The sequence below is a fragment of the Hephaestia mangrovi genome (genome assembly GCF_019880555.1).
GTDB classification, from domain to species: domain Bacteria; phylum Pseudomonadota; class Alphaproteobacteria; order Sphingomonadales; family Sphingomonadaceae; genus Sphingomonas; species Sphingomonas mangrovi.
The window spans coordinates 173,948-196,600 of the sequence record NZ_JAINVU010000006.1; the positions used below are offsets into that span (position 1 = coordinate 173,948).

Sequence of the window (22,653 nt, forward strand, 5' to 3'; positions counted from 1 at the left end):
CGCTTATACGGGATTTCCCCAATGGGTCGGCCGGCCCGCCTTGACCAAAAGCGGGGGCAATTCCGGAGACCGCGCCCGTGCCGATCCTTACCGAATTGCTGATCGCCAGCGCGATCGTCACCGCGACGATCGTCATCCACCTCGCCGGGCTCGCGGTCCTGCTCGCGGCGTTGCGCCGCCATCGCCGCGTCGCGTCCCGCACCAACCTGCTGTTTCATGCCGCGACAGGGATCGTGATCGCCGCTTATGGCCTGTTCGTCCTGCATTCGATCGAGATCTGGCTCTATGCTCTCGTCTATTATCGCATGCATGCATTGCCCGACCTCGAATCGGCCCTCTATTTTTCGACCTCCAGCTATGCGACGATCGGCTATGGCGATCTGGTGCTGCCCCGCGGCTGGCGCGTGCTGGGGGCGATCGAAGGAGCGAACGGCGTGATCCTGCTTGGCTGGTCGACGGCCTTCTTCGTCGCGATCGTCGGGCGCATCCGCATGGTCGAACGCCTGCTGGCGGATGAGCCGGCATGAACAATTCGCACCAGCGCCTGCTCGATCAGCATCTGATCTTCGCCGAGACCGCGACCGACCGTGCGCTGATCCTGGTCGATCAAGACGGCACGATCACCAGCTGGAACCGCGGCGCCGAACTGCTCACCGGCTGGCTGCCGGCGATGATGATCGGCGAGACGGTCGACCGCCTCTATTCGCCGGAGGATCAGGTGGTGGGCGCGGTCCAGCGTGATCGCGATCTGGCGCTGCAAGCCCGCCATCTGCGCAAGGAGGTGTGGCTGCGTCGTCGTGACGGCAGCGAATTCCTTGCCGCGCTCAACATCGCGGCGCTGGTCGATGGCGACGGGCGGTCGCACGGCTTCGGCTATCGCGTCGACGACATCACCGCTCGCAAGGCTGCCGAGACGGCGCTCGAACGGTCGGTGCGCCATGTTCAGTCGATCCTCGCCACCGTGCCGGATGCCATGGTGGTGATCGACGAGCGCGGGACGGTGATATCGTTCAGCGCCGCGGCCGAACGGCTGTTCGGCTATGCCGCCAGCGAGGTGATCGGCCGCAACGTCAACATGCTGATGCCGAGCAAGGATGCCGAGCTGCACGACGGCTATCTCCAGCGCTATCTCTCGACCGGCGAGCGCCGGATTATCGGCATCGGCCGTATCGTCGTCGGTCGCCGGGCCGACGGCAGCGAATTCCCCATGGAGCTCGCGGTCGGCGAGGCACTGGCCGATGATCACCGCATCTTCACCGGCTTCATCCGCGATCTGACCGAGCAGGAACGCGCCGAGCTGGAGCTCAAGGAGCTGCAATCGGAGCTGATCCACGTCTCGCGGTTGAGCGCGATGGGAACGATGGCCTCGACGCTGGCGCACGAACTCAACCAGCCGCTGACCGCGATCGCCAATTACCTCGAGGCGGCGCGCGACCTGATCGGCGAGCCGACCGACGAAACCGGGGCGATGGTGCACGAAGCGGTGAGCGAATCGGCCAAGGAGGCGCTGCGCGCCGGCGCGATCGTGCGGCGCCTGCGCGAGTTCGTCGCGCGCGGCGAGATCGAAAAGCGCCCCCAGCATCTGACGGATGTGATCGAAGAGGCTGCGCGGCTCGCGCTGGTCGGCGCGCGCGAGCGCAACATCCGCACCTTCTACGATCTCGATCCGGCCGCCGATCTGGTGGTGGTCGATCGCGTGCAGATCCAGCAGGTGCTGGTGAACCTGCTGCGCAACGCGGTCGAGGCCCTGGCCGATGCGTCGACGCGGGACATCCACATCAGTACCGCGCCGGCCGATGACGGCATGGCGCGGGTGACGATCAGCGACAGCGGCCCCGGGTTGACGCCGGAGGTCGCCGATCACCTGTTCCAGGCATTCACCACCACCAAGCGCGACGGCATGGGCCTGGGCCTGTCGATCTGCCGCACCATCGTCGAGGCGCACGGCGGCCGGATCTGGCACCAGCCGGCCGAAGGCGGGGGCGCGACATTCAATTTCACGCTGATTGCCGGCGAGGAGGAATCATGAGCGAGAAGACGATCATCTATCTGGTCGACGACGACGATGCGGTGCGGCGATCGGCCAGCTTCATGCTCAAGACATCGGGGTTCGAGGTCCGCTCGTTCGCCTCGGGAGTCGAACTGCTCAAGGACGTGAAGCATCTCGATCCCGGCTGCATCCTGCTCGATATCCGCATGCCGGATATGGACGGCCTCGAAGTGCAGGAGGAGCTCAATGATCGCGGCGTGACGATGCCGGTGATCGTGCTGACCGGTCACGGCGATGTCGCCACCGCCGTCACGGCGATGAAGAACGGCGCCAGCGACTTTCTGGAAAAGCCGTTCGAAAAGGCGAGCCTGCTCGATGCGATCGGCCGCGCCGCCGAGACGCTGGGGCGCCACGACGCCGCCTCGGCCTCCGAGCGCGAGGCCAAGGTCCGCATCGCCGCGCTCACCCCGCGCGAGCGTGACGTGCTGCGCGAGCTGGCCCGCGGCCATCCCAACAAGACGATCGCCTATGATCTCGGCATCAGCCCACGCACGGTCGAGGTGCATCGCGCCAATGTGATGAGCAAGCTCGACGTGCGTAGCCTGTCCGAGGCGCTGCGCATCGCCTTCGCCGCCCGGATCGGCGAGGACTAGGATCAATACGTAACGCCAGTGCGGCGGTTTGCGTGCAGGGTGTCGCTTCCAACAGGGAAGTGAGTTGCGTTCATGCCAAGTGTTACCAGCGCCGCGACGGTCGAGCCGGAAGCGCGGCGTCGCCTGATCGTCGTCGACGACGACGATGCGGTTCGCCGGTCGCTGCAATTGATGCTGCACTGGCGCGGATACGACGTGCGCTCGTTCGCGTCCTCGGCGCCGGTGCTCGCCGATGCGCTGGCGATCGAGGCGGCGGCGATCGTGGTCGACCAGCGCTTGCCCGATGGCGATGGCGTCTCGCTGCTGGCGGCATTGCGCGCGCGCGGCTGGCGCGGGCGAGCGGTCGTCATCACCGGGTTTCCGTCGCCCGAGCTTGTCGCGGCGGCGCGGCTCCAGGGGTGTGAGGCCGTTCTGCCCAAGCCGCTGCGCGGGATCGACCTGCTGGTTGCGCTGGGCGAACATCCCGATGGGCAACCGTAAGGGAAACTCCCGATTCTGTCGCCTCGCCGGCGCGCGCACTGTCAACCACGGTTCCAACACCCCCCGAGGAGACAGACATGAAAACCGACAGCCAGTTGCAGAAGGACGTGCTCGACGAACTCGCCTGGGAGCCGAGCATCGATCATGGCCATATCGGTGTCGCGGTGAACGGCGGCGTCGTTACGTTGAGCGGGTTCGTCAAGAGCTATGCCGAGAAGATGGCGGCCGAAAAGGCGGCGCGCCGCGTCTCCGGCGTGCGTGGCATCGCCGAGGAGATCAAGGTCCGCTTCGCCAGCGACCCCAAGACCAGCGACGGCGAGATCGCCAAGCGTATCCTCGACATGTTCGCGTTCGACGTGATGATTCCCGACGACAAGCTCACCGTGAAGGTCGAGCATGGCTGGGTGACGCTGGGCGGCACCGTCGATTGGCATTATCAGCGCGAGGCGGCGCGCAACGCCGCCGGGCGGATCACCGGCGTGATCGGCGTTTCCAACCTGATCGAGGTGCGCAAGATGCCGACCGCCTATGACGTCAAGCAGCGCATCGTCGACGCGTTCAAGCGCGCCGCCGATACCGACGCCGGCGGGCTCGACGTCAGCACCGCCGACGGCATCGTGCGCTTGTCGGGCCGGGTCCACAGCCTGCACGAACGCCAGGTCGCCGAGCGCGCCGCCTGGGCCGCGCCCGGCGTGACGCGGATCGAGGACAATATCGTCATCGCCTGATCCTGTCAGGCGAGCCGCCGCGCCCGCTCGCTGGGGCGCGGCGGCATCCGCTTACGGATTTCCCCCAATAGAGTGCGAGCCGGCGCCGGGGCATGCCGGGGGCATCACTTGCTGCGAGGCGCCTTTTCCGATGACCATCCGCAATCTCGAACCGCTGCTCCATCCCCGCACCATCGCCGTGATCGGCGGATCGGACCGATCGGGCACGCTCGGCGCCGCGATCCTCGACAATCTGGTCGAGGGCGGCTTCAACGGCCTGATCGAGGCGGTCAATCTCCATCCGATCGTGCGGCCCGGCATCGCTTGCGCCAGCTCGGTCGAGACGCTGGCGCGGACCCCCGATCTGGCGATCGTCGCCACGCCCGCCGCGACGGTGCCGCAGGTGATCGACGCGCTCGGCAAGCGCGGGTGCCGCGTCGCCGTGGTCATCAGCTCGGGTGTGCATGAGGACCCGGCCTTGCGCCAGGCGATGCTGGACGCCGCCGAGCCGCACCTGCTGCGCATCGTCGGGCCCAATTGCCTGGGCGTGCTGATGCCGCATGTCGGCCTCAACGCGTCGTTCGCGGCCAGCCCGGCGGCGCCCGGCCGGCTGGCGCTGATCTCGCAGAGCGGCGCGCTGGTGACGGCGATGCTCGACTGGGCGACCGATCGCCGGGTAGGTTTTTCCGGCATCGTCTCGGCCGGCGACATGAGCGACGTCGATCTGGGCGACCTGATCGACCTGTTCGCCGCCGACCGCCACACCGCGGCGATCCTGCTCTACATCGAAGGCGTCACCAATCCCGCCAAATTCATGTCGGCGGCGCGCGCCGCGGCGCGCGACAAGCCGGTCATCGCGATCAAGGCGGGCCGCACCAAGGGCGCGGGCAGGGCGGCGCTGTCGCATACCGGCGCGATCACCGGCAGCTACGATGTCGCCGCCGCCGCGTTCCGCCGCGCCGGGATCGTCACGGTCGAGACGCTGAGCGAGATGTTCGACGCTGCCGAGGTGCTTGCCCGGCCACCGGCGATCGCCGGTAACCGCGTCGCGATCGTCACCAATGGCGGCGGCCCCGGCATCCTGGCGGAGGATGCCTTGCCAGGCGCCGGCGCGGTGCTTGCCGATCTCGGCGCGGCAACGATCGATCGAATCGGCACCGCGCTTGGTCATGGCTGGTCGCGCGCCAACCCGGTCGATCTCGGCGGCGATGTCACGGCGGCGGCGTTTGCCGAAGCGGTGACGGCGGCGAGCGCGGATCCGGACGTCGACGCGGTGCTGGCGATCAACTGCCCGACCGCGATCGGCGACGGCGCCGCCACGGCGGCCGCGCTTGCCGAGGTGCTGCCCGAGCGGCCGCGCGTGCCGGTGATCGGCTGCTGGCTCGGCCCGCGCCATGCCGCGGCGGCGCGCGACGCCTGTGCGCGCCGCGACGTCGCGTTGTTCGACACGATCGAGGGCGCCGTCGGCGGCGTTCGCGATTTGCTCGCTGCCCGCGAGGCGCAAGCCATTCTCCGCCGGACTCCGCCGCTGCGGCCGATTGCCGAAGCCGATCGCTCACGAGCGCGGGCGATGCTGGTCGGGGCGCGCTCCGAACACCGCCAGGTGCTCAATGCGGTCGAGGCCAAATCGGTGCTTGCCGCTTATGGCATCCCCACCGCGCCGGCGCGGTTTGCGCGCACGATCGGCGGGATCGAGGCGGCATGCGCGGACCTCGCGGCGCCCTATGTCGTCAAGATCGTATCGCCGCAGATCAGCCATAAGGCCGATGTCGGCGGTGTCGTCACCGGGCTGGTGACGCCGCTCGACGCCGTCACCGCCGCCGAGGCGGTGAGTGCGCGCATCGCGCGCGAACACCCCGATGCCTCGATACTGGGATTCGAGATCGAACCGATGATCGTCCGGCCGCATGCGCGCGAGCTGCTGGTCGGGATTGCCCGCGATGCGACCTTCGGCCCGTATCTGGTGGTCGGCGCCGGCGGCACGGCGGTGGAAGTGTTGCGCGACCGGGCGATCGGCCTGCCGCCGCTCGATGCGGCGCTGGCGCGCGACATGATCGACCGGACCCGCGTCAGTCGCCTGCTCGCTGCCTATCGGCAAGTGCCGGCGGCGAATGTCGACGCCGTGGTGGCGGTGCTCGAGGCGGTGTCGTCGATGATCGTCGACTTCCCCGAGATCGCCGAACTCGATATCAACCCGCTGATCGTCGATCCCGATGGCGTGATCGCGCTCGACGCGCGGATCCGCCTCGACGCGCCGGTGCTGCCGGTGATCCGCCCGGTGCCGGTGCAATGGACCGCCGATCTCGAGACCCGCTCGAAGCTCCGCATGCACGTCCGCCCGGTGCTGCCGACCGATGCCGAGGCGCTGGCCGAATTCTTCCACCACGTCACGCCCGAGGATCTGCGCTTCCGCTTCCTCTCGGCGATCCGCGACGTGGGGCCGGATCGGATCGCGGCGATGACGCAGATCGATTATCGCCGGACGATGACCTTCCTGGCCTTTGCCGGCGAAACGCTGATCGCCAGCGCGACGCTGGCTGCCGATCCCGATCTCAAACATGCCGAAGTGGCGATCTCGGTGCATCGCGATTTCAAGAATCGCGGCGCGAGCTGGACGCTGCTCGAGCACGTCCTGCGCTATGCCCGCGCCGAGGGGATCGAAACGGTCGAATCGGTCGAAAGCGCCGACAACCGGGCGGCACTGTCGCTCGAGCACGAAATGGGCTTTCGCGAGGTACGCGGCGAGGGCGATTCGCGCGAGATGACGGTGCGCAAGTGGCTGACCGAAGAAGCGGCGGCCGAGTAAGCCGCCGCCGCCCGGCCAGGCCCAATATCTTTGCCATTTCGACGCGCCTCGAACGTGCAATGAATAGGTCCTGACCCCAGGGTCGATCGACATTCAGGAGGTGGCGGCGCGAAAATGGTGGATTTTCGTGACCCGGAGCGCAGCGGACTACAGGTCCGTGAGCACCGGAAAGCGCGTAAGAGCCGCCATTTGCAGCCCGCCAGAACTGAATGGCGATCGGCCCTAGTGCGCGAGGAAGACCGGGATCGGGCTCTTGGTCAGCATCGTCCGGGTGACGCCGCCGAACAGGCCTTCGACGAAGCGCAGATGCCCGAACCCGCCCATCACGACATAAGCGTAGCGGCCGCTCGCCGCCTCCGCGATCAGCGCGTCACCGATCTTGCCTTCGGGGCGCTCGCGCCGGATCACCGCATGCACGCCGTGGCGCGACAGATAGATCGCCGCGTCCTCGACCAATGCGTCATTGTCCGGCTCGCTGAACTGCAGCACCACCACCTTGCCGGCAAGCTGCAGCAGCGGCACGGCGGCGCGCAGCGCGGCGGCGGCGGTGTGCGAGCCGTCCCACGCCACCAGCGCGGTCTCGGCGACCGCGAGGCCTTCGGCATAATCGGGCACCGCGAGTACGGGCTTGCCCGATTTCACCACCAGGTCTCCGGCGACGTGACGCATGTCGGGCAGCGGAAAGTCTTCGAGCTGGCGGCTGACCACGATCAGGTCGGCAAGGTCCGCCGCACTGCGCAGCGCCGGCTCGAAATTGCCCACCACGTCATGCCAGTTCCATGGCACGTCCTCATGCGCCAGCCGCTGTTCGAGCCGCGCGCGGTTGGCGCTTTCGCGCTCGCGCTCGTCAGCCAGCAACATGGAGGTCGCGCCGGTTTCGATGACGTCCATTCCCATCACCGGCGGCATCACCACGACGTCGAGGCAGGTGAGATGCCCCTCCAGTGCCCGTGTCACGTCGAGCGCGGCCTGGAGCCTCGCCTCCTGACCCGGATCGTCATGCACAAGCAGCAGAATGTTCTTCATTGCCATCGTCCTCGGCTGTCCGGGGCGACTAAGCCACGAGCATCGGGGGCCGGGGTATCGGGGAACTTACCTAGAGCTGGCCGAGGCAGCGCTGGGCTCGCTTTCGATCAGCGGTTCGGGGGCGGCAGCGGCGAGCGCCGCCATGCTGTCCGGGGTGAGCAGCACGGTCGTACCCGGCATGATCGCGGCGAGCACCTGCTTCTCGAAAGTCGGGTCGACGGCGACGTGCTGCCCCGTTTCGTCCGCGTCGGGGGTCGCAATGTCCTGGCCGGGCAAGGGCAAGCGCGTCCAGTGCCGCCCCCCGGCATCGATCGATTGCAGCGAATAGGCTGCCGGTCGCGCGATCGGTGTCGCCAGCGCGACGGGCGCGGTGCCGATCACCACGCCGTTGCGCAGTACGGTGACTTGCCGGTCGGCGCCGCTCACCACGATCGAGACGGGGCCGATCGGCGCCTTGTCGGGCTGCCAGACGGTGTCGCCGGCGGGCGGCGGCTGATCGCCCTGGCCGAGCAGATCGGGCGCCGGAACCATATGCGGCAACTCGGGCTTGTCGGTGATCACAACCGTCATGCCGGTGCGCGTTTCGCCATAGAGCTTCTCGGCGAACGCTTTGGGCAGGCGGATGCAGCCGTGCGAGGCGGGATAGCCGGGCAGAGTTCCCCCGTGCAGCGCGACGCCGTCCCAGGTCAGCCGCTCCATGAACGGCATCGGTGCGCTGTCGTAGAGGCTCGAATAATGCTCGACCTGCTTCTGCAGGATGGTGAACACGCCGGTCGGCGTGCGATGGCCGGGCTTGCCGGTGGAAACGGTTGAGATGCCGATCGGCAGGCCGTTGCGATAGACCACCAGTCGCTGCGTCTCGCGATTGACGACGAGCAGCATCGGCCCTTCCGGGGCGAGCTGCGGCGCCCACAGATATTCGCCGGGCTTGAGCTTCTCCACCGCCGCCATGACCGAGCCGCTGTCGAGCGACTGGGCGGCGGCGGGCAACGGCACGGCGATGCACGCCAGAGCGAGCACCGCGATCGGAACGCGAATCTTCATGGCTTGATGGCGACCTTCAACACGCCATCGCGCTGATGGCCGAACAAATCATAGGCGGTCTCGATGTCGTCGAGACTGAAATGGTGCGTGACCAGCGCGGCGGTATCGATCCGGCCGCCATTCACCATCGCCATCAGGCGGCGCATCCGCTCCTTGCCGCCGGGGCACAATGTGGTGACGATGCGGTTGTCGCCCAGCCCGGCCGAAAAGGCGTCGAGCGGGATGGTGAGGTCGCTCGAATAGACGCCGAGCGACGACAGCGTGCCGCCGGGGCGCAGCACGCGCAGCGCCCATTCGAACGTCTGCTGCTTGCCCAGCGCCTCGATCGAGACGTCGACGCCGCGGCCGTCGGTCAGTTTCATGATCGCGGCGACGGGATCTTCCTTGGTGAAGTCCACCACCTCGTCGGCACCCATCTTGCGGGAGATCGCGGCGCGGGCGGGCACGGACTCAACGGCGATGATCCTGGCGGCGCCCATCAGCCGCGCGCCGGCGGTCGCGCACAATCCGATCGGCCCTTGCGCGAACACTGCGACGGTGTCGCCGATCCTGACCTTGCCCGATTGCGCGCCCGAAAAGCCGGTCGACAGGATGTCGGGGCACATCAGCACCTGCTCGTCGGTCAGCCCCTCGGGGATCGGCGCGAGATTGGCCATCGCGTCGGGCACCAGCAGGTAATCGGCCTGCGCGCCGTCGATCGTGTTGCCGAACCGCCAGCCGCCCATCGCTTTCCAGCCGTGCTTGGTGCCGGCCCCGCATTGCGAATGGCAGCCGTCGAGCGAGGCGTTGGACGTGCCCGACGGCGTGATTGCCCCGGCGATGACGCGCTGGCCCTCTTCGTACCCGGTCACCGCCGAGCCGAGCTTCTCGATCACCCCGACCGGTTCGTGGCCGATGGTCAGCCCCGATTGCACCGGATATTCGCCCTTGAGGATGTGGATATCGGTGCCGCAGATCGTGGTGGTGGTGATGCGGATCAGCGCATCGAGCGGCCCGACATCGGGGATCGGCTTTTCACCGAGCACGATTCGGCCCGGTTCGACGAAGATCGTCGCGCGCATCTTCTCGGCCATGGCGATGCTCCTTTCGGCGAATGGCTTGGCAGATCGGGTGTGCTCGGTCGTTCGGGTAAATCCCGTAGATCGCGGCTATTCGCGCACGATCATCACCGAGCAGCGGGCGTGCCGGGCGACCCGCGAGGCGTTGGCGCCGATCAGGAAATCGCGCATTGCCGGGCGGTGCGAGGCCATCACGATCAGGTCCGCCTCGATGTCCGCCGCGGCATCGAGGATCGCGCCGTAGATCGAACCCGAGCCGACCCGCACGGCCGCCTTGTCCTTGCCCAACTCGCGGTCGGCGAGATTGGCGAGGTGAGTCGTCGTCTTGTCGACCAGCGCGCCGTAATTGATCGCCGACCAGGCGGCCTCGCTGGTCGCATCGCGATCGGTGATCACCGTCATCACCGTCAATCGCGCGTCGAACGCGTCCGCCAGCGCGCGCGCCGCGGGAATCGCCTTCGACCATGACGAGGGCTCGTCGAGATCGACCGGCACGAGGATTTGGCGGAACATGGCGTTCAATGCGCCAGGAACAGCGGTATTGCGGCGTCGTGGAACAGCCGGCGAGTGACCCCGCCGAACGCGGCTTCGATCAGGCGGCTGTGGCCGAAGCCGCCCATCACCAGCCAATCGGCGCGATACGATTGCGTCGCGGCAAGGATCACTGTGCTCGCGACATCGGCCAGCGCCGAATCGCGGCGGATCACCGGCTTGATGCCGTGGCGCGACAGATATTCGGCGGCGCGTTCGGCGGGCAGCTTGATCGACCCGTCATCGACCTCGAACAGCGTCACGTTGGCGGCGAGCGCGAGCAGCGGCACCGCCGCGCGCAGCGCCGCCTCGGCGGCCGGCGAGCCATCCCAGGCGATCATGGCGTGGCCGGTGACGTCGAAGCGCCGCGCTTGCGGCGGCACCGCGAGCACCGGCTTGCCCGAGCCGACGATCAGCTCGCCGGCGACATGCGCCATCTCGCGTCCGGGGAAATGATCGAGATGGGCATTGACCACGACGATGTCGTTGAGCCGCATCGCCTTGCGAACGCCATCGCTGAGCAGGCCCGACGTATCGGCCCAGCTCCACGGCACGTCCTCGGCCGCGAGCCGCTTTTCCAGCCGCTCGCGATTGCGCGCTTCCTTGGCTTCCTCGTCGGCGATCAGCAGAGCTTCGCCGCCCGAGGAGATATAGTCGTCCATGAAGCGCGGCATGATCGCGACGTCGATGCACGCGAGATGACCGTCGATCGCCCGCGTGAGATCGAGCGCGCATTGCAGCCGCGCCTCCTGTCCGGCGTCGTCATGGACCAGCAGCAGCACGTTCTTCATCGATCCGCTCCTTCGGGCTGATGTCCGGCGTTTTATGGCGCCCTCGCGGGCCGGCCTATCGGGGCTTTCCCGTAACCCCGGCTCCCGATCTAAGGGTTATTACGGACTGATTTCGCGCCGCCGGGGCGCACAGTGGCGGGATGGACGTCGAGCCGCGGCATCTGATTATTCGCCTCGCCGCGGCGCTGGCGATCGGCGCGCTGGCCGGCATCGAACGGGGCTGGACGCTGCGCGACCGGCGCGACGGCACCCGCGTCGCCGGGGTGCGGACGGTGACGCTGATCGGGCTCGCTGGCGGCGTCGCCGGCATCGAGGCCAGCCTGGGTCAGCCGATCGCTGCCGCGGCGATCGTCGCCGCGATCGCCGCGCTGCTGGTTGCGGGATATGCCCGCGCGGCACACCAACAGGCCGACGCGACCAGCGCCGCCACTGGCGTGCTGGTGCTGGCGATCGGCTTCCTGGCCGGCATCGGCATCGTCGGCCCGGCGCTGGCCGCTGCCGCGCTGGCGGTGCTGATCCTCGCGTTGCGCGACAATCTCCACCGCTTCGTCGCGCGGCTCGACCAGCGCGATATCAAGGCGCTCGCGCGATTCGCGGTGATCGCGCTGGCCGTGCTCCCGTTCCTCCCCGATCGGGCGATGGGCCCGCTTCTCGCCTGGAATCCGTTCAGATTATGGCTTGTGGTAGTGCTCGTCACCGGCTTCTCCTTCGCCGGTTACGCCGCCAATCGCGTGTTCGGCACGCAACATGGCACGATCGCCACGGCGGTGATCGGTGGCGCCTATTCGTCGACGGCGGTGACGCAGTCGCTCGCCCAGCGCATGCGCGACAGCACCAGCGATCCCACCGCGACGGCGGGCATCGCGCTGGCGAGCACCGTGATGTACGGCCGCGTCCTCGTGCTGGTCGCGATGCTGGCCGGGCGCGTGTTCCTGCCCTTCGCCACGCTGATCACGCCGGCGCTGGTGACGCAGGCGGTGGCATCCTTGTGGCTCTATCGCCGGGCGAGCGGCAACGGCGCCGCCGCGGCGCCCGGCAACCCGATCGCGATGCTGCCGGCGTTGAGCTTCATGGCGTTCGTCGCCGTCGCCGCCGTCGCTGCGCGTTGGGCGGAGGCGCGGTTCGGTAGCAGCGGCATCGCCATGCTGTTGTTCCTGGTCGGATCGGCGGACGTCGATGCCTCGATCGTCACCGCGGGCGGGTTGCCGCCGTCCGCGATCGCGCCCGATCTTGCCGCATTGGCGCTGGCCGGCACGGTCGTCGCCAACATGACGCTCAAGATCGGGGTGACGCTTGCTTATGCCGGCAGACGCGGAACGGCGGCGGCTCTTGCGCTTGCCGCGAGCACGCTGGTTCTCGCCGCGAGTTGCGCGTTCGCCTGGGTCGCGATCGGCGGGGGCTGAAGCGGCCTTTAGCGGCGGGACGCTACAGGTTTCGTCCGATCAGTTCCTTCATGATCTCGTTGGTGCCGCCATAGATGCGGCTGACGCGTGCAGCGCGCCAGGCGCGGGCGATCGGATATTCATTCATATAGCCCGCCCCGCCGTGGAGCTGCAGGCACTTGTCCATCACTTCCCATTGCAGCTCGGTATGCCACAGCTTAGCCGCCGCACCCTCGGTCGGGGTCAGCTCGCCCGCCAGATGCCGGCGGATCGCCCAATCGAGATGTGCCCAGCCGACCTGCAGCTTGGCCTTGAGGTCAGCCAGCACGAAGCGGGTGTTCTGGAAATCGAACACCATGCCCGCGAAGGCCTTGCGGTCCTTGGTGAAGGCCACCGTTTCGTCGAATGCCTTCTGCGCCGAGGCCTGCACGCCGACGGCGATCGACAGGCGCTCCTGCGGCAATTGGCTCATCAGGTAGATGAAGCCCTTGCCTTCCTCGCCCAGGCAATTGGTGATCGGCACGCGGACGTCATCGAAGAACAGTTCGCTGGTATCGGCGGCATCCTGCCCGATCTTGTCGAGCTTGCGCCCGCGCCGGAACCCCTCGCGATCCGCCTCGACCAGGATGATCGACATGCCCTTGTAGGCGGGCTTGGCCTCGGGATCGGTCTTGGCGACGACCAGCACCAGATCGGCATTCTGGCCATTGGTGATATAGGTCTTCGAGCCCGAGACGACATAATGGTTGCCGTCCTTCTTCGCCGTCGTGCGGATCGCCTGGAGGTCGGAGCCGGTGCCGGGTTCGGTCATCGCGATCGCGGTGATCGTCTCGCCCGAGACGAGGCGGGGCAGCCACTCACGCTTCTGCTCCTCCGAACCGTAGGCGACGATATAGTCGCAGACGATGTCCGATTGCAGCGAGAAGCCGGCCGGCACGCCGTTGTAGCTCAGCTCCTCGTTGACGATCGCGTTATAGCCGAAATCGAGGCCGAGCCCGCCATAGGCTTCGGGCACGGTCGGGCAGAGCATCCCGACCTCGCCCGCCTTGCGCCAGAACTCCTTGGGCACCAGCCGGTTGGCTTCCCAATCGGCGACATGGGGCACGCCTTCCTTCTGCAGGAAGCTGCGCACGGTGCTGCGAAACGCCTCGTGGTCGGGGGTGTAGGCCGAACGGCCGGCGACGTCGTCGATCGTCATGATCCTCTCCGTGGCTTGTTTTGCGTGCCAGCGTGAGAGTGATTGACGCTTACGTCAAGCGGGAAGAAGGCCCCGCCCGGGCGTCGCCGGGCGGGGCATGAGGATCAGCCGGCGACCCCGGCGTGCGCCGCCAGTGCCGCGAGCAGCAGCAGGGCGACGATGTTGGTGATCTTGATCATCGGATTGACCGCCGGCCCCGCGGTATCCTTGTAGGGATCGCCGACGGTATCGCCGGTGACGGCCGCCTTGTGCGCTTCGGAGCCCTTGCCGCCGTAATTGCCGTCCTCGATATATTTCTTGGCATTGTCCCACGCGCCGCCGCCCGAGGTCATCGAGATGGCGACGAACAGGCCCGAGACGATCACGCCCAGCAGCATCGCGCCGACGGTGGCGAAGCCCTGTGCCTGGCCGGCAACCCAGGTGATGATGAAATACACCAGGATCGGGCTCAGCACCGGCAGCAGCGAGGGCACGATCATCTCGCGAATCGCGGCACGGGTGACGAGATCGACCGTACGGGCATAGTTCGGCCGTGCGGTGCCTTGCATGATGCCGGGATTGTCGCGGAACTGGGTGCGCACCTCCTCGACCACCGCTCCTGCCGCCCGGCCGACCGCGGTCATCCCGAACGCGCCGAAGATGAACGGCAGCATCGCGCCGAGCAGCAGCCCGACGATGACATACGGATTCGACAGCGAGAAATCGACGGTGATGGCGCCGAAATACTCATGCAGGTCACTGGTGTAGGCGCCGAACAGCACCAGTGCGGCCAGCGCCGCCGAGCCGATTGCATAGCCCTTGGTCACTGCCTTGGTGGTGTTGCCGACCGCATCCAATGCGTCGGTGCGGTTGCGCACGTCGTCGGGCAGGCCGGACATTTCGGCGATGCCGCCGGCATTGTCGGTGACCGGGCCGTAAGCGTCGAGCGCGACCACCATGCCGGCAAGCGCGAGCAGCGAGGTCGCCGCGAAGGCGACGCCGATGATCCCGGCCAACTGGTACGAGGCGATCACCGCGACGACGATCACCAGCGTCGGCAGCGCAGTCGCCTCGAGGCTGATCGCGAGGCCCTGGATCACGTTGGTGCCGTGGCCGGTGACCGAGGCTTTGGCGATGGTCTGCACCGGGCGGTGATTGGTGCCGGTGTAATATTCGGTGATCCACACCAGCAGACCGGTGACGGCGAGGCCAATCATCATGCACCAGAACAGATCCCAGCCGGTCGCCGCCTCGGCTGCCGTAGCGGGCAGCGCGCCGCCGGCCTGGTCGAGGAACGCGGTGCCGCCGATCGCGGCGTTGAGGTCGCCCAGCGCCCAGGTGGTGACGACATAAATCGCCGGGATCGACAGGATCGCGGTGGTGAAGAAGCCCTTGTAGAGCGCGCCCATGATCGATCCGCCGCCGAGGCGCACCATATAGGTGCCGATGATCGAGGTGATGATGCACACCCCGCCGACCAGCAGCGGCAGCGACATCAGCGCAAACAGCTTGTCGGCATGCGGCAAGAGCAGCGCGAGCGACACCATCGTCAGGCCGAGCGTGACGACATAGGTCTCGAACAGGTCGGCCGCCATGCCGGCACAATCGCCGACATTGTCACCGACATTGTCGGCGATCGTCGCGGGATTGCGGGGATCGTCCTCGGGAATGCCCGCCTCGACCTTGCCGACGAGATCGGCGCCGACGTCGGCGGCCTTGGTGAAGATGCCGCCGCCCAACCGCGCGAAGATCGAAATCAGCGAGGCGCCGAAGGCCAAAGCGGTCAAGGATTGCGTGATGATACGGTCGCTCGGCGCGTGGCCGGCGGGGCCGGTCAGATACCAGAAGAACACCGAGATCGCGAGCAGGCCGAGCCCCGCCACCAGCATGCCGGTGACGGCGCCCGAACGGAACGCGATGGTCAGGCCGCCTTGCAGCGAGCCGCGCGCGGCCTCCGCGGTGCGCACATTGGCGCGCACCGAGATGTTCATGCCGACGAAGCCCGCGACCCCCGACAGGATCGCGCCGATCGCGAAGCCGACCGCCGATACGATGCCAAGCGTGGCGAAGATGACGATGGCGACGATCACGCCGACGATCGCGATGGTGGTGTATTGCCGGGCGAGATACGCCTTGGCGCCTTCCTGGATGGCGGCGGCGATGTCCTGCATCTTCGTATCTCCCGCCGAGGCGCGCAGCACCTGGCCGGACGTGAAGAATCCGTAGAGCACAGCAATCAGGCCGCACGCGATGGCGGCATAGACATACGTCATTGGCACTCCTTCCCTGCTCTCTCCTGTCCGGGAGGCTGATTGGGTGGGAACGCTCCCGTGACTTGTAGGCGGAGGCTATCGGGGCGGATGCGCCAGCGCAAGCGCCTCAATTGCCGTGGAGGAAGCCGAGTTTCGCCGGAAGGTCGATCGCCCGGCCGCGATCGGTGAGCGCCAGGCCGGCGCCGGCGCGGAACGTGCCGACGCGCGTCGCCGGGACGGGAAGGGCGATGTCGGCCGGGGCGGCGAACAGAAGTTCGTAATCGTCGCCCGCGGTCGCCGCGGCGAGCCGCGCGGCGCGATCGTCGCCGGCAAAGGTACGATAAGCGGCGGACAGCGGCACGGTATCGAGCGCGATCGTTGCGCCGATCCCGCTCGCCGCTGCCATGCGCGCGGCGTCGATCAGCAAGCCGTCGGAAACGTCCATCATGGCGTGGACGAGCGGCGCCAGCGCACGTCCTTCGGCGATGCGGGGATGCGGTCGCCGGTAGGCCGCGAGCGGATCGGCCGGCCCGTCCGCGCCTTGCGCGATCCGAAGTCCCGCGCCGGCATCGCCGATCGTGCCAGTGACGTAGAGCGCATCGCCCGTCTTCGCACCCGTGCGAACCGGCGCGGCCGGGGCGCGCCCGATCGCCGTCAGCGTGATGACGCGGGGGGCATTAGCGGGCAGCGACACCGTATCGCCGCCGAGCAAGGGGCAGGACAGGTCGCGCAAGGCTTGCCCGAGCCCGCCGATAAACGGCCGATCCCATGCTGAGTCGCGCAGCGGATAGTTCAGCAGCGCGCCCTCTGGGGTCGCACCCTTGGCGGCGAGGTCGGAGAGGTTCACCGCGAGCAGTTTCCACGCGACGTCGGCGGGCGGGTCGGTCGCGAGATAATGCACGCCCTCGACGATCGTGTCGGTGGTGATGACGAGCTCGCCGAGCCGCGCGGTATCGTCCTCTAGCCCGAGCGCGCCGGGATGGAGCGGCAGGCGGCGCAGCGCGGCGAGGAATTCGGCTTCGGTCATCGCAACCAGCTTAGGTTCGGCTCGCGCCGCGATCAAACAGCAGAAATACGATCAGCGTCACCGCGCCGATCGCCGTGCCGGCGATCGCGCTCAGCGTCCATCCGCCCGACTCGAAGGTCGCCGAGCCGAGCAGCGAGCCGGTCGCGCCGATGACGAACATGATCGTCATATAACCCGAATTGACGCGCGACCGCGCCTCGTTCGACAGCGCGAAGATGATCTTCTGGCCGGTGATCTGGCTCAATTGCACCGCGGCATCGATCAGGATCGCGGCGGCGGCGAAGGCGATCACGCTGGTCGCGGCGACCGCGGGGATCGCGCCGGCAAAGCCCAAGGCGATGATCGCCAGTGCGGCAAGGCTGGTCCACCAAGCCAGTCCCTTGTCGGCGAGCCAGCCGGCCAGCGGCGCGGCGAAGGCGCCGCCCGCGCCGGCCAGCGCGAACAGCGCGACCTCATTCTGAGTGAAATCGAATGTGTGCAGCAGGACGAGCGGCGCGGCGGTCCAGAACAGGTTGAACGCGGCGAACATCATCGACTGGTAGAAGGCGCGAAGCCTGAGCGCGCGGCGATCGCGGATCTGCGTCAATGTCGATAGCAGGATCGCGCCATAGCCGAGCTTCGCTTCGGGCCTGCGGTGCGGGCAGACGATGGCGAGTGCGACCATCAGCAGCGCCATCAGCCCGGCCGATGCGAAGAAGATCGCGCGCCAGCCGATCGCCTCGGCAACGAAGCTCGCTGCGGGGCGCGCCAGCATGATGCCGGTCAGCAGCCCCGCCATGATCCGGCCGATCACGCGGCCCTGCTGGTCCTCGGGGGTCAGATGCGTGGCGAGCGGCAGCAGCACTTGCGCGCCGGTTGCGCACACGCCGGTCAGAAACGAGGCGGCGAGGAAGGTGATCGGCCCGCGCGAAAGCCCGATGCCGAGGCAGGCGATCACCGCGCCGGCAGTGGCGATCAGCGTCAGCCGCTTGTTCTCGAACAAGTCCCCCAGCGGCACCAGCAGCGCGAGGCCGAGGCCGTAGCCGAACTGGGTCAGCATCGTGATCGTGCCCGCGATCTGCGGCGACAGACCGATCTCGGGCCCGATCGAATCGATCAGCGTCTGCGCGTAATAGAGATTGGCGACCATCGCCCCGCAGGCAACCGCGAACAACAACGTCGCGGCGCGCGTCAGATGCTCGTGCGGGGGATCGGCAGGCATCGCGCGGCAATAAGCCGCATCGCAACAAGAACAAGCCCCGCGACGTTTCCCGGTCGCGTTCAGTCGCGTTGCCGCTGGCCGGCGCGGCGTCTATCAGTCGCGCACAATCATAAGATGGGGAAGGCTAATGAACACTGACGAGATGACCGCGAGGATGAGGGAGGGCCGCGGCTTCATCGCCGCGCTCGATCAATCGGGCGGCTCCACGCCAAAGGCGCTCAAGGCATATGGCATCGCGGACGGCGCCTGGTCCAATGACGAGGGGATGTTCGCGCTGATCCACGCGATGCGCGTGCGGATCATCACGGCACCGGCCTTCACCGGCGACAAGGTGCTCGCCGCGATCCTGTTCGAGCGGACCATGGATGGGCAGGCCGGCGGCATGCCGGTGCCCCAGGCGCTCCACGATCGCGGCATCGTGCCATTCCTGAAGATCGACAAGGGCCTCGAGGCAGAGGCCGACGGCGTGCAGCTGATGAAGCCGATTCCGGGGCTCGACGGCCTGCTCGTGCGGGCCAAGGGGCTGGGCGTGTTCGGCACCAAGGAGCGGTCGGTGGTCAATCTCGCCAATCGCGACGGGATCGCGGCCATCGTCGCGCAGCAGTTCGAGATCGCCGGCGCGGTGGCGGCGCAGGGCATGATGCCGATCATCGAGCCAGAGGTGAACATCAAGAGCCCCGAGCGCGCCGATGCCGATCGCCTGCTCGTCGCCGAGCTCGCCGCGGCGCTCGACAAGGATCGCGACGGGCCGAAGGTGATGCTCAAGCTCTCGCTGCCGGCCGAACGCGGCATTTACGAAGGGCTGATCCACCATCCGCGCGTGCTGCGCGTCGTCGCGCTGTCGGGCGGGTTCAATCGCCCCGAAGCCTGTGCCGAGCTCGCCCGCAACAAGGGCATGATCGCGAGCTTCAGCCGCGCGCTGCTCGAGGATCTGCGTCATCAGATGAGCGATGCCGAATTCGATGCCGCGCTCGCCGAGGCGATCGATCAGATCTACGCCGCCTCGGTGGACAAGACGCCGGACGCGCGCTGATGGTCGAGCGCACGCAGCCGCAGGATGAGGGCTGGGCCGCGGTCGACGCCTATATCGGGGAGACGCTGCTCGGCCATGATTCGGCGCTTGCCGCCGCGCTCGCGGCTAATGCGGCGGGCGGGCTGCCCGATATCGACGTGTCGCCGCCGCAAGGGCGCATGCTGCGGCTGCTCGCCACGATGTGCGGTGCGACGCATGTGCTCGAAGTCGGCACGCTCGGCGGCTATTCGACGATCGAGCTGGCGCGCGCGGTGAGCGAGGGCGGCCGCGTCGTGACGCTGGAGATCGACCCGCACCATGCCGCGGTCGCGCGGGCGAACCTCGACGCGGCCGGCCTCGGTGATCGCGTCGAGGTGCTTGTCGGCCCGGCGATCGAGACGCTCGCGACGTTGGACGGGCCGTTCGACTTCGTGTTCATCGATGCCGACAAGCAGAACAACGCTGCTTATCTCCGCGAGGCGCTGCGGCTGTCGCGTCCCGGCACGGCGATCGTCATCGACAATGTGATCCGCGAGGGCGGCGTGCTCGATGCGACCAGCACCGACCCGCGCATTGCCGGCACCCGCGCACTGTTCGACGCGGTCGCCGCCGAACCGCGCCTGACCGCAACCGCGATCCAGACGGTCGGCGGCAAGAAATGGGACGGCTTCCTGCTGGCGTTGGTGGGTAACGACAGGCCGTAATGGCTGGCATCGCGAGCAAGGGGGCGAAGACAACCGACGCTTCGATGGCTTCCGCCGGCCGCCAATTACCGGTGACGATCGACAACGGGTGAAGTGCAAGTGCTCAAGAAAAAGGGCGGCGCCGCTGCCGGCACCGCCCTTCTCGTGTTTGGTGGCGAGTCTTCGGATTGCTCGCGCAATCCGAAGCCGCCTGCGTCTTAGCGCTTCGAGAACTGGAAGCTGCGGCGGGCCTTGGCCTTGCCGTACTTCTTGCGCTCGACCGCGCGGCTGTCGCGGGTCAGGAAGCCTGCGGCCTTGACCGGGCTGCGCAGCGCCGGCTCGTAGCGGGTCAGCGCCTGGCTGATGCCGTGCTTCACCGCACCCGCCTGGCCCGACAGGCCGCCGCCCTTGACGGTGCAGACGACGTCATACTGGCCCTGCCGCGACGAGACGTCGAACGGCTGGTTGATGACGAGGCGCAGCGTCGGGCGCGCGAAATAGACCGCCTGGTCGCGGCCGTTGATGGTGATCTTGCCCGAGCCCGGCTTCAGCCACACGCGCGCCACCGCATCCTTGCGGCGGCCGGTGGCATAGGCACGGCCCTGCTTGTCGATCTGCTGCTCGCGCAGCGGCGTGGTCGGCTCGGCGGCGACGGGCGCTTCGGGAGCGGCGGCGGTTGCCGTTTCGGTGGCAGCCGGCGCGGCCGGGGCCGTATCGGCCTGCTGGCCGCCGACGACGGCGCCGAGATCGGAAAGCGATTGACGATTGTCGGACATCAGTTGCCCACCTTGTTCTTGCGGTTCATGCCCGCGATATCGAGCACTTCGGGGTTCTGGGCGGCGTGCGGATGCTCGGCGCCCGAATAGATGCGCAAGCTGCGCATCTGGGCACGGCCGAGCGGCCCGCGCGGGATCATCCGCTCGATGGCCTTTTCCAGCACGCGCTCGGGGAACTTGCCTTCCAGCACCTTGCCCGCGGTCACGCCCTTGATGCCGCCGGCATAGCCGGTGTGGCGGTAATAGACCTTGTCCTTGAGCTTGTTGCCGGTGAACTTCACCTTGTCGGCGTTGATCACGATGACATTGTCACCGCAATCGACATGTGGGGTGTAGCTCGGCTTATGCTTGCCGCGCAGCACGTTGGCGATGATCGTCGCCGCGCGACCGACCACCAGGCCGTCGGCATCGACGATGTGCCACTTCTTCTCCACCTCATGCGGCTTGGCCGACTTGGTGGTCTTCATCAGCGCCTTCATGGGGCTTGGACCTTATGCTTGCGTTTGAAACGAGCGACGCCGCCCCAGACGGAGCGGCGCGAACGCGCGCCCTATCGTCGATCGGATCGCGCGAGTCAAGGGAATGCGCGGGTTAGCGAGCGGGTATCAGGATACCGGAGGGGTCAGCGAGGCCTGCCGGCGGGTACCGATACGGCATCAATCATCGGTCGCGGCCTCCACCCACGCGGCCAGACGCTCTTCGGCATCGACCGTCCACCAGGTGACCGCCGGCAGATCGTAGCTGTGCAGCGCGGCGATCCGTGCGGCGAGGAACGGCGCCAGCGTCGTGCGCGTCTTGAAGATGCCGGCCACTTCCGATCCGCTCTCGATCGCGCCCTCCCATGTGTAGATCGATTCCACCGCGCCGAGATTCGCGCACGCCGCCAGCCGCGCCTCGACCACCGCTGTGGCGATGCGCTCGGCCTCCGCCCGGTCGGCGAAGGTGGCGCGACCAGCGCGATCACGCTCACCGTGCCGCGCGGCGACCGACGGCATGGGCCGCGATCACCGCGGCGATCAGCGTCAGCGCGGCATTGAGTTGGTGGGCGACCGCGATGACGATCTCCACCCCGCTCATCAAGGTCGAGATGCCCAGCACGATCTGCAGGCAGACCAGGCCAATCACCACCTGGCCCTGGCGCCGGGCCCCGACCCGCATCGCCCGCACCGCCAGCCATATCAGCCCGGCGGCGGCGATGAAGGCGAACCAGCGGTGGACGAACTGCACCACGATCGGATTGTCGACAACGTTGGTCCAGGCCGGTTGCAGCATCGTCACGCCGGCCGGGAACAGCCGGTCGCCCATCAACGGCCAGCTCGCGAAGGCATAGCCGGCATTGAGCCCGGCGGTGAACGCGCCAAGCGTGATCTGCATGAACAGCAGGATGATCGCCGCCGCGCCGATCGCGGTCAGCCGCGCCGGTCGTGCCGCCGTGTTGGCCAGCGCATAGAGGTCCATCGCCGTCCACACCGTGCCCGCCAGGATGAACAGGGCGGTGACGAGATGCACCGCGAGCCGGATATGGCTGACGTCGGTGCGCACGGCGAGGCCGGAGGATACCATCCACCAGCCGATCGCTCCCTGCAGCCCGCCGAGCGCGAGGATCGCCGTCAGCCGCCAGCCATAACCGCGCGGGATCTGCCGCCGCACCGCGAACCAGATCAGCGGCAGCGCGAAGGCGAAGCCGATCAGCCGCCCCCACAGCCGGTGGAGATATTCCCAGAAAAAGATCGCCTTGAACCCGGCAAGGTCCATGTTGCGGTTGATCTCGGTATATTCGGGGATGCGCTTGTAATGATCGAATTCGGCGATCCATTGCGCGTGGTTGAGCGGCGGGATGATGCCGCTGATCGGCTCCCATTCGGTGATCGACAGCCCCGATTCGGTCAGCCGGGTGATCCCGCCGAGCACCACCATGCCGACGATCATGCCGGCGACGAACAACAGCCAATGGGCGATCGCGCGGGGGCGGGCGCGGGTGGCGGGAAACGAGGTTTGCTGCAGCATCGCGCGGCGGTGTAGCGCATATTTTCGCCGCGCGGAATCGCCACGTCGCC

Annotated in this window: 22 protein-coding genes; 9 read left to right on the plus strand and 13 right to left on the minus strand. The window is 67.8% G+C overall.

The window, feature by feature from the left end:
* Nucleotides 1–77: 77 nt before the first annotated feature.
* The 6 genes from K7G81_RS14530 (at nucleotide 78) to K7G81_RS14555 (ending at nucleotide 6,636) form a co-directional block, all read left to right on the plus strand.
* The gene (locus tag K7G81_RS14530) at nucleotides 78–527 is read left to right on the plus strand and encodes an ion channel (RefSeq protein ID WP_223031533.1); all 450 of its coding nucleotides are present in this window, start codon (nucleotides 78–80) and stop codon (nucleotides 525–527) included.
* On the plus strand, nucleotides 524–2,029 hold the full coding sequence (locus K7G81_RS14535) for a PAS domain-containing sensor histidine kinase (protein WP_223031534.1): 1,506 nt from the start codon (nucleotides 524–526) through the stop codon (nucleotides 2,027–2,029). Before K7G81_RS14530 ends, K7G81_RS14535 begins: the two co-directional genes overlap by 4 nt.
* Complete coding sequence (locus tag K7G81_RS14540) at nucleotides 2,026–2,643, plus strand: response regulator transcription factor (RefSeq protein WP_223031535.1); 618 nt, start codon at nucleotides 2,026–2,028, stop codon at nucleotides 2,641–2,643. Before K7G81_RS14535 ends, K7G81_RS14540 begins: the two co-directional genes overlap by 4 nt.
* A 72-nt stretch (nucleotides 2,644–2,715) precedes the next feature.
* Nucleotides 2,716–3,123, plus strand: coding sequence for a response regulator (locus K7G81_RS14545; protein ID WP_223031536.1), 408 nt, complete (start codon nucleotides 2,716–2,718; stop codon nucleotides 3,121–3,123).
* A 77-nt stretch (nucleotides 3,124–3,200) separates the two neighbouring features.
* Nucleotides 3,201–3,851, plus strand: coding sequence for a BON domain-containing protein (locus K7G81_RS14550; RefSeq protein ID WP_223031537.1), 651 nt, complete (start codon nucleotides 3,201–3,203; stop codon nucleotides 3,849–3,851).
* Nucleotides 3,852–3,981: 130 nt separating this feature from the next.
* Nucleotides 3,982–6,636, plus strand: a complete 2,655-nt coding sequence (locus K7G81_RS14555; RefSeq protein WP_223031538.1) for a bifunctional acetate--CoA ligase family protein/GNAT family N-acetyltransferase — start codon at nucleotides 3,982–3,984, stop codon at nucleotides 6,634–6,636.
* 222 nt (nucleotides 6,637–6,858) lie between these two features.
* On the opposite strand, the gene K7G81_RS14560 is transcribed toward K7G81_RS14555, so the two are convergent.
* The 5 genes from K7G81_RS14560 to K7G81_RS14580 form a co-directional block, all read right to left on the minus strand.
* Entirely contained in the window at nucleotides 6,859–7,662 is an 804-nt protein-coding gene (locus tag K7G81_RS14560; RefSeq protein ID WP_223031539.1) for a universal stress protein, read from the minus strand.
* Nucleotides 7,663–7,728: 66 nt separating this feature from the next.
* A complete protein-coding gene (locus K7G81_RS14565) occupies nucleotides 7,729–8,706 on the minus strand; it encodes a L,D-transpeptidase (protein ID WP_223031540.1) in 978 nt (325 codons plus the stop codon).
* Nucleotides 8,703–9,779 (minus strand): NAD(P)-dependent alcohol dehydrogenase, encoded by a 1,077-nt coding sequence (locus K7G81_RS14570; protein WP_223031541.1) that lies wholly within the window; start codon nucleotides 9,777–9,779, stop codon nucleotides 8,703–8,705. The genes K7G81_RS14565 and K7G81_RS14570 overlap by 4 nt, the downstream gene beginning before the upstream one ends.
* 75 nt (nucleotides 9,780–9,854) lie before the next feature.
* Entirely contained in the window at nucleotides 9,855–10,277 is a 423-nt protein-coding gene (locus K7G81_RS14575; protein WP_223031542.1) for a universal stress protein, read from the minus strand.
* 5 nt (nucleotides 10,278–10,282) lie between these two features.
* A complete protein-coding gene (locus K7G81_RS14580; RefSeq protein WP_223031543.1) occupies nucleotides 10,283–11,086 on the minus strand; it encodes a universal stress protein in 804 nt (267 codons plus the stop codon).
* Nucleotides 11,087–11,226: 140 nt separating this feature from the next.
* Here K7G81_RS14580 and K7G81_RS14585 point away from each other — a divergent pair, with 140 nt between their 5' ends.
* A complete protein-coding gene (locus tag K7G81_RS14585; protein WP_223031544.1) occupies nucleotides 11,227–12,489 on the plus strand; it encodes an MgtC/SapB family protein in 1,263 nt (420 codons plus the stop codon).
* A gap of 22 nt (nucleotides 12,490–12,511) precedes the next feature.
* On the opposite strand, the gene K7G81_RS14590 is transcribed toward K7G81_RS14585, so the two are convergent.
* The 4 genes from K7G81_RS14590 to K7G81_RS14605 all read right to left on the minus strand — a co-directional run bounded on the left by K7G81_RS14590 (nucleotide 12,512) and on the right by K7G81_RS14605 (nucleotide 18,125).
* Entirely contained in the window at nucleotides 12,512–13,666 is a 1,155-nt protein-coding gene (locus K7G81_RS14590; RefSeq protein WP_223031545.1) for an acyl-CoA dehydrogenase family protein, read from the minus strand.
* A gap of 104 nt (nucleotides 13,667–13,770) precedes the next feature.
* Nucleotides 13,771–15,918 carry a sodium-translocating pyrophosphatase gene (locus K7G81_RS14595; protein ID WP_223031546.1) on the minus strand — a complete coding sequence of 716 codons (2,148 nt, stop codon included), beginning with the start codon at nucleotides 15,916–15,918 and terminating at the stop codon, nucleotides 13,771–13,773.
* 106 nt (nucleotides 15,919–16,024) lie between these two features.
* Nucleotides 16,025–16,924, minus strand: coding sequence for a thiamine-phosphate kinase (gene thiL / locus K7G81_RS14600; RefSeq protein WP_223031547.1), 900 nt, complete (start codon nucleotides 16,922–16,924; stop codon nucleotides 16,025–16,027).
* A gap of 10 nt (nucleotides 16,925–16,934) precedes the next feature.
* Complete coding sequence (locus K7G81_RS14605) at nucleotides 16,935–18,125, minus strand: MFS transporter (RefSeq protein WP_223031548.1); 1,191 nt, start codon at nucleotides 18,123–18,125, stop codon at nucleotides 16,935–16,937.
* Between the two features lie 127 nt (nucleotides 18,126–18,252).
* On the opposite strand from K7G81_RS14605, the gene K7G81_RS14610 reads away from it, so the two are divergent.
* Nucleotides 18,253–19,158, plus strand: coding sequence for a fructose bisphosphate aldolase (locus K7G81_RS14610; protein ID WP_223031549.1), 906 nt, complete (start codon nucleotides 18,253–18,255; stop codon nucleotides 19,156–19,158).
* A complete protein-coding gene (locus K7G81_RS14615) occupies nucleotides 19,158–19,841 on the plus strand; it encodes an O-methyltransferase (protein WP_223031550.1) in 684 nt (227 codons plus the stop codon). Before K7G81_RS14610 ends, K7G81_RS14615 begins: the two co-directional genes overlap by 1 nt.
* Nucleotides 19,842–20,038: 197 nt before the next feature.
* Here the strand turns inward: K7G81_RS14615 and rpsI are convergent, their stop codons facing one another.
* The 4 genes from rpsI to K7G81_RS14635 all read right to left on the minus strand — a co-directional run bounded on the left by rpsI (nucleotide 20,039) and on the right by K7G81_RS14635 (nucleotide 22,603).
* Nucleotides 20,039–20,596, minus strand: coding sequence for a 30S ribosomal protein S9 (rpsI, locus tag K7G81_RS14620; protein WP_223031551.1), 558 nt, complete (start codon nucleotides 20,594–20,596; stop codon nucleotides 20,039–20,041).
* Entirely contained in the window at nucleotides 20,596–21,075 is a 480-nt protein-coding gene (gene rplM, locus K7G81_RS14625; protein WP_223031552.1) for a 50S ribosomal protein L13, read from the minus strand. Before rplM ends, rpsI begins: the two co-directional genes overlap by 1 nt.
* Before the next feature lie 177 nt (nucleotides 21,076–21,252).
* A complete protein-coding gene (gene cutA, locus K7G81_RS14630; RefSeq protein WP_223031553.1) occupies nucleotides 21,253–21,591 on the minus strand; it encodes a divalent-cation tolerance protein CutA in 339 nt (112 codons plus the stop codon).
* Complete coding sequence (locus tag K7G81_RS14635; RefSeq protein WP_223031554.1) at nucleotides 21,563–22,603, minus strand: COX15/CtaA family protein; 1,041 nt, start codon at nucleotides 22,601–22,603, stop codon at nucleotides 21,563–21,565. Before K7G81_RS14635 ends, cutA begins: the two co-directional genes overlap by 29 nt.
* Nucleotides 22,604–22,653 lie beyond the last annotated feature (50 nt).

Bases quoted from the DNA above. Each gene is read 5' to 3' on its own strand.
- K7G81_RS14535 (WP_223031534.1), top strand. From the start codon at position 524: ATGAACAATTCGCACCAGCGCCTGCTCGATCAGCATCTGATCTTCGCC.
- K7G81_RS14540 (WP_223031535.1), top strand. From the start codon at position 2,026: ATGAGCGAGAAGACGATCATCTATCTGGTCGACGACGACGATGCGGTG.
- K7G81_RS14545 (WP_223031536.1), top strand. From the start codon at position 2,716: ATGCCAAGTGTTACCAGCGCCGCGACGGTCGAGCCGGAAGCGCGGCGT.
- K7G81_RS14550 (WP_223031537.1), top strand. From the start codon at position 3,201: ATGAAAACCGACAGCCAGTTGCAGAAGGACGTGCTCGACGAACTCGCC.
- K7G81_RS14555 (WP_223031538.1), top strand. From the start codon at position 3,982: ATGACCATCCGCAATCTCGAACCGCTGCTCCATCCCCGCACCATCGCC.
- K7G81_RS14560 (WP_223031539.1), bottom strand. From the start codon at position 7,662: ATGAAGAACATTCTGCTGCTTGTGCATGACGATCCGGGTCAGGAGGCG.
- K7G81_RS14565 (WP_223031540.1), bottom strand. From the start codon at position 8,706: ATGAAGATTCGCGTTCCGATCGCGGTGCTCGCTCTGGCGTGCATCGCC.
- K7G81_RS14570 (WP_223031541.1), bottom strand. From the start codon at position 9,779: ATGGCCGAGAAGATGCGCGCGACGATCTTCGTCGAACCGGGCCGAATC.
- K7G81_RS14575 (WP_223031542.1), bottom strand. From the start codon at position 10,277: ATGTTCCGCCAAATCCTCGTGCCGGTCGATCTCGACGAGCCCTCGTCA.
- K7G81_RS14580 (WP_223031543.1), bottom strand. From the start codon at position 11,086: ATGAAGAACGTGCTGCTGCTGGTCCATGACGACGCCGGACAGGAGGCG.
- K7G81_RS14585 (WP_223031544.1), top strand. From the start codon at position 11,227: ATGGACGTCGAGCCGCGGCATCTGATTATTCGCCTCGCCGCGGCGCTG.
- K7G81_RS14590 (WP_223031545.1), bottom strand. From the start codon at position 13,666: ATGACGATCGACGACGTCGCCGGCCGTTCGGCCTACACCCCCGACCAC.
- K7G81_RS14595 (WP_223031546.1), bottom strand. From the start codon at position 15,918: ATGACGTATGTCTATGCCGCCATCGCGTGCGGCCTGATTGCTGTGCTC.
- thiL (WP_223031547.1), bottom strand. From the start codon at position 16,924: ATGACCGAAGCCGAATTCCTCGCCGCGCTGCGCCGCCTGCCGCTCCAT.
- K7G81_RS14605 (WP_223031548.1), bottom strand. From the start codon at position 18,125: ATGCCTGCCGATCCCCCGCACGAGCATCTGACGCGCGCCGCGACGTTG.
- K7G81_RS14610 (WP_223031549.1), top strand. From the start codon at position 18,253: ATGAACACTGACGAGATGACCGCGAGGATGAGGGAGGGCCGCGGCTTC.
- K7G81_RS14615 (WP_223031550.1), top strand. From the start codon at position 19,158: ATGGTCGAGCGCACGCAGCCGCAGGATGAGGGCTGGGCCGCGGTCGAC.
- rpsI (WP_223031551.1), bottom strand. From the start codon at position 20,596: ATGTCCGACAATCGTCAATCGCTTTCCGATCTCGGCGCCGTCGTCGGC.
- rplM (WP_223031552.1), bottom strand. From the start codon at position 21,075: ATGAAGGCGCTGATGAAGACCACCAAGTCGGCCAAGCCGCATGAGGTG.
- cutA (WP_223031553.1), bottom strand. From the start codon at position 21,591: ATGCCGTCGGTCGCCGCGCGGCACGGTGAGCGTGATCGCGCTGGTCGC.
- K7G81_RS14635 (WP_223031554.1), bottom strand. From the start codon at position 22,603: ATGCTGCAGCAAACCTCGTTTCCCGCCACCCGCGCCCGCCCCCGCGCG.